The 13,198-nt window shown below is 66.7% G+C and carries 12 protein-coding genes; 6 read left to right on the top strand and 6 right to left on the bottom strand.

Going from position 1 to position 13,198, the window contains the following annotated elements:
• Positions 1 to 59 precede the first annotated feature (59 nt).
• Positions 60 to 1,061, top strand: a complete 1,002-nt coding sequence (gene galE, locus ASE70_RS08320; protein ID WP_056503307.1) for a UDP-glucose 4-epimerase GalE — start codon at positions 60 to 62, stop codon at positions 1,059 to 1,061.
• Here the strand turns inward: galE and ligD are convergent, their stop codons facing one another.
• Both ligD and ku read right to left on the bottom strand, forming a co-directional pair.
• Positions 1,062 to 3,491 (bottom strand): DNA ligase D, encoded by a 2,430-nt coding sequence (ligD, locus tag ASE70_RS08315; RefSeq protein WP_056503304.1) that lies wholly within the window; start codon positions 3,489 to 3,491, stop codon positions 1,062 to 1,064. It abuts the gene before it with no gap.
• A 1-nt stretch (position 3,492) separates the two neighbouring features.
• Positions 3,493 to 4,392, bottom strand: a complete 900-nt coding sequence (gene ku, locus ASE70_RS08310) for a non-homologous end joining protein Ku (protein ID WP_056503301.1) — start codon at positions 4,390 to 4,392, stop codon at positions 3,493 to 3,495.
• 114 nt (positions 4,393 to 4,506) lie between these two features.
• Here ku and pdxH point away from each other — a divergent pair, with 114 nt between their 5' ends.
• The 4 genes from pdxH to ASE70_RS08290 all read left to right on the top strand — a co-directional run bounded on the left by pdxH (position 4,507) and on the right by ASE70_RS08290 (position 8,163).
• On the top strand, positions 4,507 to 5,082 hold the full coding sequence (gene pdxH, locus ASE70_RS08305) for a pyridoxamine 5'-phosphate oxidase (RefSeq protein ID WP_056503596.1): 576 nt from the start codon (positions 4,507 to 4,509) through the stop codon (positions 5,080 to 5,082).
• Positions 5,079 to 6,035: a cation diffusion facilitator family transporter gene (locus ASE70_RS08300; RefSeq protein ID WP_056503297.1), complete on the top strand. Its 957-nt coding sequence runs from the start codon at positions 5,079 to 5,081 to the stop codon at positions 6,033 to 6,035. The genes pdxH and ASE70_RS08300 overlap by 4 nt, the downstream gene beginning before the upstream one ends.
• Complete coding sequence (locus tag ASE70_RS08295) at positions 6,035 to 6,817, top strand: PhzF family phenazine biosynthesis protein (RefSeq protein ID WP_056503294.1); 783 nt, start codon at positions 6,035 to 6,037, stop codon at positions 6,815 to 6,817. The genes ASE70_RS08300 and ASE70_RS08295 overlap by 1 nt, the downstream gene beginning before the upstream one ends.
• A gap of 284 nt (positions 6,818 to 7,101) precedes the next feature.
• The gene (locus ASE70_RS08290; RefSeq protein ID WP_082450864.1) at positions 7,102 to 8,163 is read left to right on the top strand and encodes an LLM class flavin-dependent oxidoreductase; all 1,062 of its coding nucleotides are present in this window, start codon (positions 7,102 to 7,104) and stop codon (positions 8,161 to 8,163) included.
• On the opposite strand, the gene ASE70_RS08285 is transcribed toward ASE70_RS08290, so the two are convergent.
• From ASE70_RS08285 to ASE70_RS08275, 3 genes are read right to left on the bottom strand one after another with little or no spacing between them, the layout of a single operon-like run.
• Entirely contained in the window at positions 8,085 to 9,470 is a 1,386-nt protein-coding gene (locus ASE70_RS08285) for a sensor histidine kinase (RefSeq protein ID WP_056503293.1), read from the bottom strand. The genes ASE70_RS08290 and ASE70_RS08285 overlap by 79 nt on opposite strands.
• A gap of 11 nt (positions 9,471 to 9,481) precedes the next feature.
• Complete coding sequence (locus ASE70_RS08280; protein WP_056402447.1) at positions 9,482 to 10,171, bottom strand: response regulator transcription factor; 690 nt, start codon at positions 10,169 to 10,171, stop codon at positions 9,482 to 9,484.
• Between the two features lie 23 nt (positions 10,172 to 10,194).
• Positions 10,195 to 10,497, bottom strand: coding sequence for a hypothetical protein (locus ASE70_RS08275; protein WP_156347495.1), 303 nt, complete (start codon positions 10,495 to 10,497; stop codon positions 10,195 to 10,197).
• A 98-nt stretch (positions 10,498 to 10,595) separates the two neighbouring features.
• Between ASE70_RS08275 and ASE70_RS08270 the strand changes: the two genes are divergently transcribed.
• Complete coding sequence (locus ASE70_RS08270; protein ID WP_056503289.1) at positions 10,596 to 12,365, top strand: ATP-binding cassette domain-containing protein; 1,770 nt, start codon at positions 10,596 to 10,598, stop codon at positions 12,363 to 12,365.
• 23 nt (positions 12,366 to 12,388) lie between these two features.
• On the opposite strand, the gene ASE70_RS08265 is transcribed toward ASE70_RS08270, so the two are convergent.
• Positions 12,389 to 13,198: a DUF815 domain-containing protein gene (locus ASE70_RS08265; protein ID WP_056503286.1), complete on the bottom strand. Its 810-nt coding sequence runs from the start codon at positions 13,196 to 13,198 to the stop codon at positions 12,389 to 12,391.

The raw sequence follows: 13,198 nt of genomic DNA, 5'->3' as shown, positions 1-13,198 counted from the left end.
ATCTCCTTCTGTCAGGGAGATAGGCGCGCGCTGCGGCGGTACAATCGGGGACAGACAAGATGAGCGACGGCAAGGTTCTGGTTACGGGCGGGGCGGGGTATATCGGCAGCCATGCGGTGCTGGCGCTGCTCGATGCGGGGCATGACGTCGTCGTCGTCGACAATCTGGTCACCGGCTTCGACTGGGCGGTCGATTCGCGTGCCGCGCTGGTCGTCGCCGACATCGCCGACGACAATGCCGTCCGCGCCGCGCTTCGCGAGCACAAGGTCCATGCGATCCTGCACTTCGCCGGATCGGTGGTGGTGCCCGAATCGGTCGAGAACCCGCTGAAATATTATCGCAACAATACCGCCGCCTCGCGCAGCCTGATCGAAAGCGCGGTCGCCGAGGGGGTGAAGCACTTCATCTTCTCCTCGACCGCCGCGACCTATGGTATCCCGGAGGTCGTGCCGGTGCGCGAGGACAGCCCGAAACAGCCGATCAATCCGTACGGCATGTCAAAGCTGATGACCGAGATCATGCTGGCCGATGTCGCCGCCGCGCATCCGATCAACTATGCCGCGCTGCGCTATTTCAACGTCGCCGGGGCCGATCCCAAGGGCCGCTCGGGCCAGTCGACGGCCGGTGCCACCCACCTCATCAAGGTCGCGGTCGAGGCGGCGATCGGCAAGCGCAGCCATGTCGGCGTCTACGGCACCGATTTCGCCACGCCCGACGGCACCGGCGTGCGCGACTATATCCATGTCAGCGATCTGGCCGACGCGCATGTCCATGCGCTCGACCTGCTGATGGCCGATCCGACCAGCAACCACACGATGAACGCCGGCTATGGCCGCGGCTATTCGGTGCTCGAAGTGCTCGACGCCGTCGACCGGGTCACCAACCTGACCATCGACCGCCGGCTGGAAGGTCGCCGCGCCGGCGATCCCGACGCGCTGGTCGCCGACAACAGCACGATCCTGTCGACGCTGCCGTGGCGGCCGCAACATGCCGATCTCGACCAGATCGTCCGCGACGCATTGGGATGGGAACGCGCATTAGCGGAGCGCAACGCGCAGTAATCACCGATCGGGCAACACCTGATCGGCGACACCCCAGCCGGCCAAAAGCCGGCTGTCGGCACGCTTCAGCAATTCCCCGGCGTCGCGGATCGTCCAGCGCGCCGGGCTGTCGATATCATCGAGTTCCCGCCATGCGACCGGGGCCGCGACCGGCGCGCCGGCCCGCGCCCGCGCCGAATAGGGGAGCACGGCGGTGCTTCCGCGCTGGTTGCGCAGCCAGTCGATGAAGATGCGCCCCTTCCGCTTCGCCTTCGCCATCGTCGCCACGAAGCGGTCGGGTTCGGCCTGCGCCAGCGCCCGGGAGAAGCGATCGGCAAAATCCTTGACCGCCGGCCACTGCGCATCGGGGGTCAGCGGCACGACGACATGCACCCCCTTGCCCCCCGACAGCATCGCGAAGCTCGCCAGTCCGAGGTCGGCGAGATGGCGGTGCAGGTCGTGCGCGGCGCGCTTCACATCGTCGAAATCGAGGCTCTCATCGGGATCGAGGTCGAACACCATCCGGTCGGGCCGCTCGACATCCTCGACCCCCGCGCCCCAGCCGTGAAACTCGATCGTCCCCATCTGCACACAGGCCAGCAACCCGGCGGCGTCGCGCACGAACAGATAGGGTTCGCGCCCGCCATCCTTCTCGGCGATCTCGACCGACAAGACCGCATCGCCGAAGCTGCCAGCATGATGCTTCTGGAAGAAACACGCCTTGGCCCGCCCCTGCGGACAGCGCACCAGACTGATCGGCCGGTTCGCCGCCCATGGCAGCAACAGCGGCGCGACCGCCTCGACATAGTCGGCCAGATCGCCCTTGGTCAGCCGATCGCCGGGAAAGATCACCCGGCCGGCGCTGGTGATGCGCGCCTTCGATGCCCGTTCGACCGGTGCCGGCGTCTCGCGCACGACATCCTTGGCTGCCTTGTCGCCGCGCAGGCCCAGAAAGCTGGCATGACGGACGATGTCGTCGGCGGTGAATTCAGCAAAGGCGACCTCGGCGACCAGCGTCGGCGTCACGAACCGCGCCCCCCGCCGGACGGCGGCGGGCAGATCGAGCGGCGGGGTCTTGCGCTCCAGCGGCGCCAGCGCATCGCGCAGTTGCGCCATCGTCGCGGCATCGAACCCGGTTCCGACCCGGCCGGCATAGCGCAAGCCATCCTCGCCCTGCACCGCCAGCAACAGCGACTTGAACGGCCGGCCGCGTGCCTCGCTCGGCACCCAGCCGACAAGGATGAACTCCTGCCGGTGGGTACATTTGACCTTCACCCACCCCTTGGTCCGGGTGCCGCGATAGGGGGCGTCGGCCTGTTTCGACACGATCCCTTCATACCCCTCCCGGCACATCGCCGCGAACAGTTGCTCGCCCGATCCGGTCACATGGTCGGAATAGGCCAGCCGGGGATCGACATCGGCCAGCACCCCCCGTAACCGTTCCTTGCGCCGCACCAGCGGTTCGTCGCGCAGGTCGCCGCCGGCATCGTGCAGCAGGTCGAACAGGAAACAGCGCATATCGCCGCCGTCCTTGATCGCCGCCTGCAACGACGAGAAATCGGGCTTGCCGTCGCGGAGCGCCACTACCTCGCCATCCAGCAACAGCCCCGGCGGCAGGCTCCGCGCAGCCTCGGCAACGTCCGGAAACCTGCTCGTCCAGTCCAGCCCGGTCCGCGTATAGAGGCGCGGTCCGTCGCCGCCGGTCGCGATCAGGATGCGATAGCCGTCATATTTGACCTCGTGCAGCCAGTTGCTGCCCGCCGGCACGCTATCGACCAACGTCGCCAGTTGCGGATCGACGAAGGCCGGTCGCGCGACCTTCCCCTTTCCCCGTTTCGTCGGCTTCGTCGGCCTCGTAGGCTTCACCGATGGCTTGCCGGCGGCGATCTCCTCCATCGTCCGCCCGGTCTCGACGCTGGTCAACAGCGTATCGGTCAGCAGGTCGGTGCCCCCCGCGTGCGGGTCGGCGACCTTGCGCAACAGCCAGTTCTCGCGTTTTTCGTTTCCGCGCGGCTTCAGCCGGACCAGCAGCCATTCGCCACGCATCCGCTTGCCCGCCAGCACGAAGTGAAGATGGCCCTTGTCCAGATCCTTTGCCGATTTGCCGGCGATCGGCAACCAGGTGCCGGTATCCCATAGCATCACCGTGCCGCCGCCATATTCGCCCGCCGGGATCACCCCTTCGAACTCGGCATAGGATAGCGGGTGATCCTCGGTGCGGACCGCCAGCCGCTTCTGGTCGGGATCGATGCTGGGACCGCGCGTCACCGCCCAGCTTTTGAGCACGCCATCGATTTCCAGCCGGAAATCATAATGCAGCCGGGTCGCGTCATGCTTCTGGACGATGAAGCGATTGCCCTTGCCCTTGGCCAGCGTCCCCGCCGGTTCGGCGGTGCGCGCGAAATCGCGCTTCGCGTTATAGCCTGCCAGCGGGTCCGGTTTCGCCGCCATGTCAGGCGCGCTTGGCGGCCGCCGGCTTGCGCGCGGTCGTCTTGGCAGCCGGCTTGGCCTTCGGAGCGGCGCGTTTCTTGGGCGCAGGCTTGTCGTCACCGGTCTTCGCCGCGCCTCCCTTTTCGAGCGACTTCTTGAGCGCGGCCATCAGGTCGACGACATTGCCGCCGCTCGGCCGTTCCTCCTCGGTGGTGTCGACGATCTTGCGGCCTTTCGCCTTCACCTTGCGTTCGACCAGATCCTTCAGCGCATCGACATAGCGGTCGTGAAACTCCTGCGGATCGAACTTCGCGGTCTTCTTTGCTATCAGCGTCTCGGCAAGGTCAAGCAGATCGTCGTCGGGCTTGGCATCGGGAATGTCGCGAAAATAGCCCTGCGCGCGGTTGACCTCGTCGGCATAGCGCAGCGTTTCGAGCACCAGCCCGCGCCCGCAGGGTTTCAGGCTGACGACATATTCGCGTCCCCGCAGCGCCAATTGGCCCAGCCCGACCTTCTTCGTGCGCTTCAACGCTTCACGCAGGACGATGAACGCCTCTTCGGCCAGGTCGTCGGCGGGCACAACGAAATAGGGTTTTTCGTAATAGATAACGTCGATCTCGTGCGCGTCGACGAACTGGGTCAGCTCCAGCGTTTTCTTCGACTCCAGCTTGACCGCATCGATCTCCTCCTGATCGAGCAGGACATATTCGCCCTTCTCGATCTGGTACCCCTTCATGATTTCGTCCGGATCGACCGGGCCGATGCCCGTGACCGATTTTTCGTAATGGATCGGCTTGCCACTGGGTTCGTGGATCTGGCGAAAGCTGATGCTCGCCCCCGATTTCGTCGCGGCATAGATTTCGACCGGGATCGATACGAGAGCGAGGCGGATCTGCCCCTGCCAATATGCACGTGCCGCCATGTCGGAGTTCCCGGATTGTTACCCAACCGATTCAATTCACAGGGGAATGACTCGTTCCGCACCACCGGTCCGCGCGGGGTGAAATCGCCGCCGGAATTGCGTATGTGGCGGGACATGACCGATCCCTTCTCCCTGTTCGATCAATGGTTCGCCGAAGCCAAAACCAGCGAGCCGAACGATCCCAATGCGATGGCGCTCGCCACCGCCGATGCCGCCGGACGTCCGTCGGTGCGGATGGTGCTGTTGAAAGGGCACGGCCCCGACGGCTTCATGTTCTACACCAATCGCGAGGGGCGCAAGGCCGCCGACCTGGCCGCCAATCCCCACGCCGCGCTGCTGTTCCATTGGAAATCGTTGCGGCGGCAGATCCGGATCGAGGGGCCGGTGACGCTGGCGACCGACGCCGAATCGGATGGATATTTCGCATCGCGCGGTCGCGATTCGCAGCTGGGGGCATGGGCATCGGACCAGTCGCGGCCGCTCGCCGACCGGGAAACGTTCGAAGCGCGCTTTGCCGAAATGGCGGATCGGTTCGAGGGGCAGGCCGTGCCCCGCCCGCCCTTCTGGGGCGGCTACCGCGTGACGCCGGTATCGATCGAGTTCTGGCAGGACCGCGCCCACCGGCTCCACGAACGTCGCGTCTTTACGGCGGTCGATGGCGGCTGGAGCGAAGGACTGTTGTTCCCATGACGGAGACCGAACGCAAGCGGGTGATCCCGCTCGCCACCCGCGCCGCCATCGCGTCGGTGACGATGGCGCTGTTCCTGCTGGGGCTGAAGGGCTTTGCCGCGTGGCATACCGGATCGGTGGCGATGCTCGGCAGCCTTGCCGACACCGCGCTCGATCTACTCGCCAGCCTCGTCACGCTGTACGGCGTACGCCTGGCGGCAACGCCGGCCGATCATGACCACCGCTTCGGCCATGGCAAGGCGGAGGCGCTGGCGGCGTTGTTTCAGGTCATGCTCATCACCGCGTCGGCCGCCGGCATTGCCTGGCGCGCCATTGCCGCCTTCGGTGCGCCGGGGGAGACGCAGGACGTCGAATTCGGCATCGGCGTGTCGGTGATCGCGATGGTCGCGACCTTCGCATTGCTTGCCTATCAGAAATCGATCATCGACCGCACCGGATCGGTCGCGATCCGTGCCGACAATGTCCATTATCAGAGCGACTTGCTGCTCAACCTCGCGGTGATCGTCGCGATGGTGCTCGATCAGGTCTTCCACATCCGCGGTGCCGACCCGGTGATGGGGATCCTGATCGCGCTCTGGCTTGGCTGGGGCGCGTTTCAGGCGTCGAGTCAGGCGATCGACCAGTTGATGGACAAGGAATGGCCGGAGGACGAGCGTCGGGCGTTCCTCGACGTCGCCGCCCGGCAGGATGGCTTGCGCGGCATTCACGACTTCCGCACGCGCCGTTCGGGCAGCCACGATTTCGCGCAGTTCCATATGGAGGTCGCGCGCGACATGACCGTCGCCGACGCGCATGACGTGGTCGAGGGCGTCGAACGCGCGCTGCGCAGCGCCTTCCCCAAGGTGGAGGTGCTGATCCATCTCGATCCCGAAGGCCATGTCGACACCGACAATCCGCTGGTCGAGGCCGATGTGACCCCGCACTGGTTCGGCAAGCGCGTGGGAAGTTACTGATGGCAATGCCGTTCACCGTCGTCGACGCCTTCACCGATCGGCCGTTCGCGGGCAATCCGGCAGCGGTGATGCTGCTCGACGCATGGCCCGACGACGCACTGCTTCAGTCGATCGCGCTGGAGCATAACCTGTCGGAAACGGCGTTCGCGGTGCCGACAAGCGGTGAGGCGGATTACGAGCTTCGCTGGTTCACTCCGACCGTCGAGATCGCGATGTGCGGTCATGCGACGCTGGCAAGCGGCCATGTCGTGCTGGGCGACCGGGATACCGTCCGCTTCGCCACGCGCAAGGCCGGGGTGCTGACCGTCGGGCGCGATGGCGATGGCTATACGCTCGACCTGCCGGTGACCCGCGTCGCGCCAGCGCCCGATGCGGCGTTGCTGGCGGCGCTGCGGTGCGAGGGGGAGGTGTTCGCCAGCGTCTCCGGCGCGCAGCAGACCAGCATCATCCTGCTGGCCGATGCCGCCGCCGTTCGGACCTGCGCGCCCGACATGGCCGCGCTGGCGGCCTGCGAAGTGATGGCGATCGTCACCGCGCCGGGCGACGTCGCCGATATCGTCAGCCGGGTATTCGTGCCCGCCTGGGGCGTCGACGAAGACCCCGTTACCGGATCGGCGCATGCCGCGCTCGCGCCCTTCTGGGCCGAACAATTGGGTCGCGACCGCTTCACGGCGTATCAGGCGAGTCCGCGCGGCGGGCATCTGACCTGTACGCTTCGCGGCGAACGTGCGGTGCTGGGCGGGCAGTGCGTTACGGTGATGCAGGGCGAACTGTTGCTCTGATTGATTGTTCACGCGAAGGCGCGGAGGTACGAAGAGAAGGGGTTATGCGCGCAAAGGCGCAAAGGGCGCTAAGGGCGCAAAGGGGTTGCGCGCAGCGCGATCATTCCCGCTCCAGCGGCCTCATTCCATGGATGCTTAAGACGAAAAGTCTCGCAATCGCGATTGGCCGAACCAGAGCGTAACTCCTCGGCGTCCTTCGCGCCTTCGCGCGAACCAATTTCTTCCCCGCACGCCCCAAGCAACGCTTCGGTAGCAATCCGCAACCGAGTGCCCATTTATCTCCCATGACCCGCTATTCGATGCTCGACCTTGTCCCCGTCCGTCAGGGCGGCACCCCCGGCGAAGCGCTGGCCGCTGCCGCCGCCCTTGCCGCCCATGCCGAGGCGGAAGGCTATCACCGCTATTGGGTGGCCGAACATCACGGCATGCCCGGCATTGCCAGCGCGGCGACGGCGGTGGTGATCGGCCATATCGCCGCCGCGACGAAGGCGATCCGCGTCGGTGCGGGCGGGATCATGCTGCCCAATCACGCGCCGCTGACCATCGCCGAGCAGTTCGGCACGCTGGATGCGCTCCATCCGGGGCGGATTGACCTTGGCCTCGGCCGCGCACCGGGATCGGACCAGATCGTCGCACGGGCGCTGCGCCGGACGCTCGACAGCGATCCCAACGCCTTTCCGCAGGACGTGGTCGAGTTGCAGCGCTATTTCGCCGATGACGCCCGGGGCGGTATCCGCGCGGTGCCGGGTGCCGGGGCGAAGGTCTACCTTTGGATACTGGGCTCGTCGCTGTTCGGGGCACAACTCGCGGCGATGCTCGGCCTGCCCTATGCCTTTGCCTCGCACTTCGCACCGGCCGCACTCGATCAGGCACTCGACGCCTATCGCCGCAACTTCCGGCCGTCGGCAGTGCTCGACAAGCCCTATGCCGCGGCGGCGTTTAACGTGCTGGCGGCCGATACTGACGACGAGGCGCGGTTGCTCGCCAGTTCGACCGAACAGATGTTCGTGGCGATCCGTACCGGCCAGCCGATCGAACTGCCGCCGCCCGTCGCCGGCTATCGCGAGCGGATCGGCGCGCAGGGCAATGCGATCCTCGACCATGTGCTCGAATGCTCGGCGATCGGTGGGCCGGAAACGGTGCGTGCCGGGCTGGCCAGGTTCCTCGATCGGACGCAGGTCGATGAGGTCGTCATCACCGGCGCGATGTTCGAACCGGCGGCGCGCAGGCGCAGCGTGACGATCGCGGCAGAAGCGATGCGCGCCCTTCAGGCCGCGGGCAGCCGCAACCTGACCAGCAGCCCGCCCAGATCCTCGCTCTCTTCGAGGGAAGCGGTGCCCTCGTAGATCTCGGCCACGTCGCGGACGATGGCGAGGCCGAGGCCGGTGCCCGGTTTGCCCGAATCAAGCCGGACGCCGCGATCGAAGATGCGCAGCCGGTCCGCTTCCGGGATGCCGCGCCCGTCGTCCTCGACCAGAAGCTCGACGAAGCCGGCATCGGCGCGCACCGTCATGAACACGCTGCCCCCGCCATATTTGGCGGCGTTCTCGACCAGATTGCCGAGGATCTCGTCGAGATCCTGCCGCTCGATCCGCGCGACCAGATCCTTCTGCCCGTCGATATCGATGCGGACATTGGGATAGAGCCGGGCGACGGCACGCTCGACCGCCTCGACCGACGTCCATACTTCCGCGCGGCTATGCGCCGATCCGCGCCGCCCGACCGCGCGGGCACGGGCGAGGTGATGATCGACCTGTCGCCGCATCGTCCGCGCCTCGCGGATGACGGTGTCGGCCAGATCGTCCTGCCCGGCGGCCGCAGCGTTCATGATGACGGTCAGCGGCGTTTTCAGCGCATGGGCGAGGTTGCCGGCGTGTCGCCGCGCTTCCTCCGCCTGCCGGTCGTTATGTTCGACCAGCGCGTTCAGTTCCTCGACCAGCGGCGCGACCTCGGCGGGCATCGAACCCTCGACCCGTGCTGATTGTCCCGCACGCAGCCGCGCGATCGCGTCGCGCACCGATCGCAGGGGGAGCAGACCATACCAGGTCTGGAGCGCCGCCATGACGATCAGCCCCAGCCCCAGCAACGCGAACGACCGCACCAGCGTCTTGCGCAGCGCGGCGATCAGGTCGTTCAGCACGTCGCGCGACTCGGCGACCTGAAACCGCCAGACGGTCGGCGATCCGGGTAGCGTCAGGTCACGCTCGACGATCCGCAGTTCCTGTTCCGGGAACGGTTTGGCGTCGTACACCCGGATATCGGTATAGCGGTGGCTGCGGTCGACCGGCAGCTTGCGATCCCATAGCGAGCGCGACGGCCACGTCTCGTGCCCCGGTCCGCTCACCTGCCAATACAGCCCAGAATAGGGTTCGAGGAAACGCTGATCGGACAATTGCCGGTTGAACGTCACCTCTCCGCTGGTGTCGATCTCCGCCGACACGATCAGCGAATTGAGCAGATATTCCAGACCATCGTCGGTGTTGCTGGTCACCGCCGATACCAGCACCCGGTCGAGCGCGAAGCCGCCGCCGGCGAGCAGCAGCATGATCCACAGCGCCGCGACGACGATCATCCGCCGCGACAGCGACCCCGTCACCCGGACATAGGGACGCGGTGCCGGCGCGCGGGGGGCAGGGTCGGCACCGGTCGCCATCGCGTGTGCCTTTAGTCCTCCGCGCCCGCCGGCTTCGGCGCGCCCGGTTCGTCGAGGCTGTAGCCGAGCCCGCGGATCGTCGTGATGACGTCGGCCCCCAGCTTCTTTCGAATACGCGTCACGAACACTTCGATCGTGTTCGAATCGCGATCGAAATCCTGATCGTAGATATGCTCGATCAATTCGGTGCGGCTGACCACCTTGCCCTTGTGATGGAGCAGGTAGCTGAGCAGCTTGTATTCCTGCGCGGTCAGCTTCACCGGTTCGCCGGCGCGCGTGACCTTGCCCGACCGGGTGTCGAGACGGATGTCGCCCGCGGTCAGTTCGGCCGATGCATTGCCCGACGCGCGCCGGATCAGCGCGCGCAGCCGGGCGATCAGTTCCTCGGTCTGGAACGGCTTGGCGACATAATCGTCGGCCCCCGCGTCCAGCCCGGCGACCTTGTCCGACCAGCTGTCGCGCGCGGTCAGCACCAGCACCGGCGCGCTGCGGCCTTCCTTGCGCCAGCGATCGAGCACGGTCAGCCCGTCGATCTCGGGCAGGCCAAGGTCGAGGATGATCGCGTCATATGTCTCGGTCGACCCGAGGAAATGTCCCTCCTCGCCATCGGTGGCGAGGTCGACGGCATAGCCCGCACCCTCCAGCGTGCTACGCAGCTGGCGGCCGAGATTGGGTTCGTCCTCGACGATCAGGACGCGCATCGGCTTCTCTCCCCTTTTTTGATTTAACGACTACGGCCGGTGATCTGACCGGTACGGGCATCGACATCGACCCAGATCACCGCGCCATCGCGCAGGAATTTGAGCGTGTAAATGCCGGTCGCCGGATCATAGTCGAAACCGAGATATTGCGCGCCGCGCATCTGCGGCACGACCCGGCGTTCGATCTCGCGCATCGGCAGGATGCGCCCCTCTTCGCGGGCAGCCTGCGCCGCGCGGTGATCGCGCAGCCGCTGGTCGGCCGTCGCCTGCGCGACACCCGACACCGCCAGCAATCCCAGGGCAAGGAACCGAACGACCATCACCATGGGGCGTGGCATAGGGGCAACGCCTTGAACAGCCCGTGAATAGGGCAGACAGGCTGGCGTAACTTGCTTCGTTCGCAACTGCGGCTTACCTGCCACACATGGCTGCACCGATATTGTCCTATGAGGGCCTTGGATTGATCCAGGGCAATGGCTGGCTGTTTCGCGGCCTCGACATCCATGTCGGCACCCGGGACCGGCTGGCGCTAATCGGGCGCAACGGGGCCGGCAAGACGACGCTGCTGAAGCTGATCGCCGGTGCGGTCGATGCCGATGAGGGCCGGCGGACGATCGTGCCGGGTACGCATGTCGTGCTGCTGGAACAGGACCCGCAGGTCGACGGCTATGCGACGCTGCGCGATTTCGCGCTGCGCGGACCGCGTGCGCCGGCCGAGCATGAGGTCGACGCGATCGCCGACCAGCTCGGTATCGACCTGAACCGCGAGGCGGCGACCGCATCGGGCGGCGAGCGGCGGCGGGCGGCGATCGCGCGCGCGCTGGCCGAGAACCCGGATGTGCTGCTGCTCGACGAACCGACCAACCATCTCGACCTGTCGGCGATCGAATGGCTGGAGGAATGGCTGAACCGTTTCAACGGCGCGTTCATCGTGATCAGCCACGACCGGACCTTCCTGACGCGGCTGACCAAGTCGACGCTGTGGCTCGATCGCGGCGGCATCCGCCGGGCGGAGATCGGGTTCGGCGGGTTCGAAGCGTGGATGGAACAGGCCGCCGCCGAAGAGGAACGCGCGGCGCAGCGGCTCGACGCCAAGCTGAAGATCGAGGAGCATTGGCTCCACCGCGGCGTCACCGCGCGGCGCAAGCGCAACATGGGTCGCCTCGAAAAGCTGCATGAATTGCGGGCGCAGCGCGCGGCGATGCAGGGGCCGCAGGGCACCGCCAAGCTGCAGGTCGAGGCTGACGATACCAAGACCAAGGTGGTGATCGACGCCGAGCATGTGACCAAGGCGTTCGGCGACCGCACGGTGCTGAAGGACTTTTCGCTCCGCGTCCGGCGCGGCGACCGGATCGGCATCGTCGGCGGCAACGGTGCGGGCAAGACCACGTTGCTGCGGCTGTTGACCGGCGACCTCGACCCCGATTCGGGCAAGATCATGCGGGCACAGACGCTGGAGGGGATCGTGATCGATCAGCAGCGCAAGCTCATGGCTCCGGAAAAACGTGTCCGCGACGTGCTGGCCGATGGTGGCGACTGGATCGAGGTCAATGGGTCCAAGAAGCACGTCCATGGCTATCTGAAAGAATTCCTGTTCGATCCGTCGATTGCCGAGGCGCGGATCGGCACGCTGTCGGGTGGCGAGCGGTCGCGGCTGCTGCTGGCGCGCGAATTCGCGCGGCCGTCGAACCTGCTGGTGCTCGACGAACCGACCAACGATCTCGACCTCGAAACGCTCGATCTGTTGCAGGAGGTGATCGGCGACTATGCCGGGACCGTGCTGATCGTCAGCCACGACCGCGACTTTCTCGACCGGACGGTGACGGTGACGCTGGGCATGGACGGCAGCGGGCATGTCGATGTCGTGCCGGGCGGCTATGCCGACTGGGTCGCCAAGCGCCGCGAACGGAGCGCGGCGAAGGCCAAGGCGAAGCCGGTCGAGGCCGCGCCGGCCAAGCCGAAATCGTCCAAGATGAGCTACAAGGACCAGCGCGACCTCGACATCCTGCCCAAGCGGATCGAGGAACTGGAAGCGGCGATCGAACGCGACGAAGCGCTGCTGGCTGATCCGGCGCTGTACACCAAGGACCCGAAGCGGTTCGCGGCGCTGAACGCGCAGATCGACAAGGCGCGGGCGGAAAAGGATGCGGCGGAGGAGCGTTGGCTGGCGCTGGCGGAAATGGCGGAGGCTTAACTCCTCCTCGGCACGGGGAGGATCTAGACGGCCTTCCCGTGCCGCCCGGCCAGCTCCGTCACATATTGCCATGCGACCCTCCCCGACCGGCTCCCGCGCTTCGTCGCCCAGTTGATCGCTTCCTGCCCGTCGAACGGCAGGTCGTACGCCGCGCAGTACCGCTCGACGATCGCGACATAATGGTCCTGATCGACGACATGGAAGCCGAGCGACAGGCCGAACCGGTCGGCCAGCGCCAGCGCATCGTCGATGCCATCGCGCGGGTTGATCGCGCTATCCTGCTCCTTCAAATCGCGGGGCACCAAATGACGGCGGTTGGCGGTGACGATCAGCCGGACATTGGACGGCCGCCCTTCCGCGCCACCCTCCAGTAACGATCGCAGCGCACGGCCATCGGCAGGCGTGTCGAAGCCGAGATCATCGACGAACACCACGAACGCGCGCTCGACCGATGCCAACAGCGCGAACAGCGCGGGCAGTTTGGCAAGCGCGGTCGCCGGTGCCTCGACCAGCGCCAGCCGACCACCGGCCGCCTGCACCTGCCCGACCGCCGCCTTGACCAGCGCCGACTTGCCGGTGCCGCGCGCACCCCATAGCAGCACGTCATGCGCCGCCGCCCTCCTCGCCAGTCGGTCGAGATTGGCGGTCAGCGCGTCGCGTTGCGCCTCGATCCCGACCAGCCGCTCGATCGGCAAGGGGCGGAACCCTCGCGCCGCCGACAGCACCGCGCCGTCCCAGCCATAGGCCGGATGCGCCAGCGGATCGGCGGCGGGCGGCGGCGGTGGCGACAGGCGTTCGAGCGCGGCGGCGATGCGAAGGAGCGGATCGGTCAT

It is taken from the genome of Sphingomonas sp. Leaf22 (assembly GCF_001421715.1).
Classification (GTDB): Bacteria; Pseudomonadota; Alphaproteobacteria; order Sphingomonadales; family Sphingomonadaceae; genus Sphingomonas.
The sequence above is the reverse complement of the archived record's forward strand: the minus strand, read 5'-3'. Positions and strand labels throughout refer to the sequence as shown.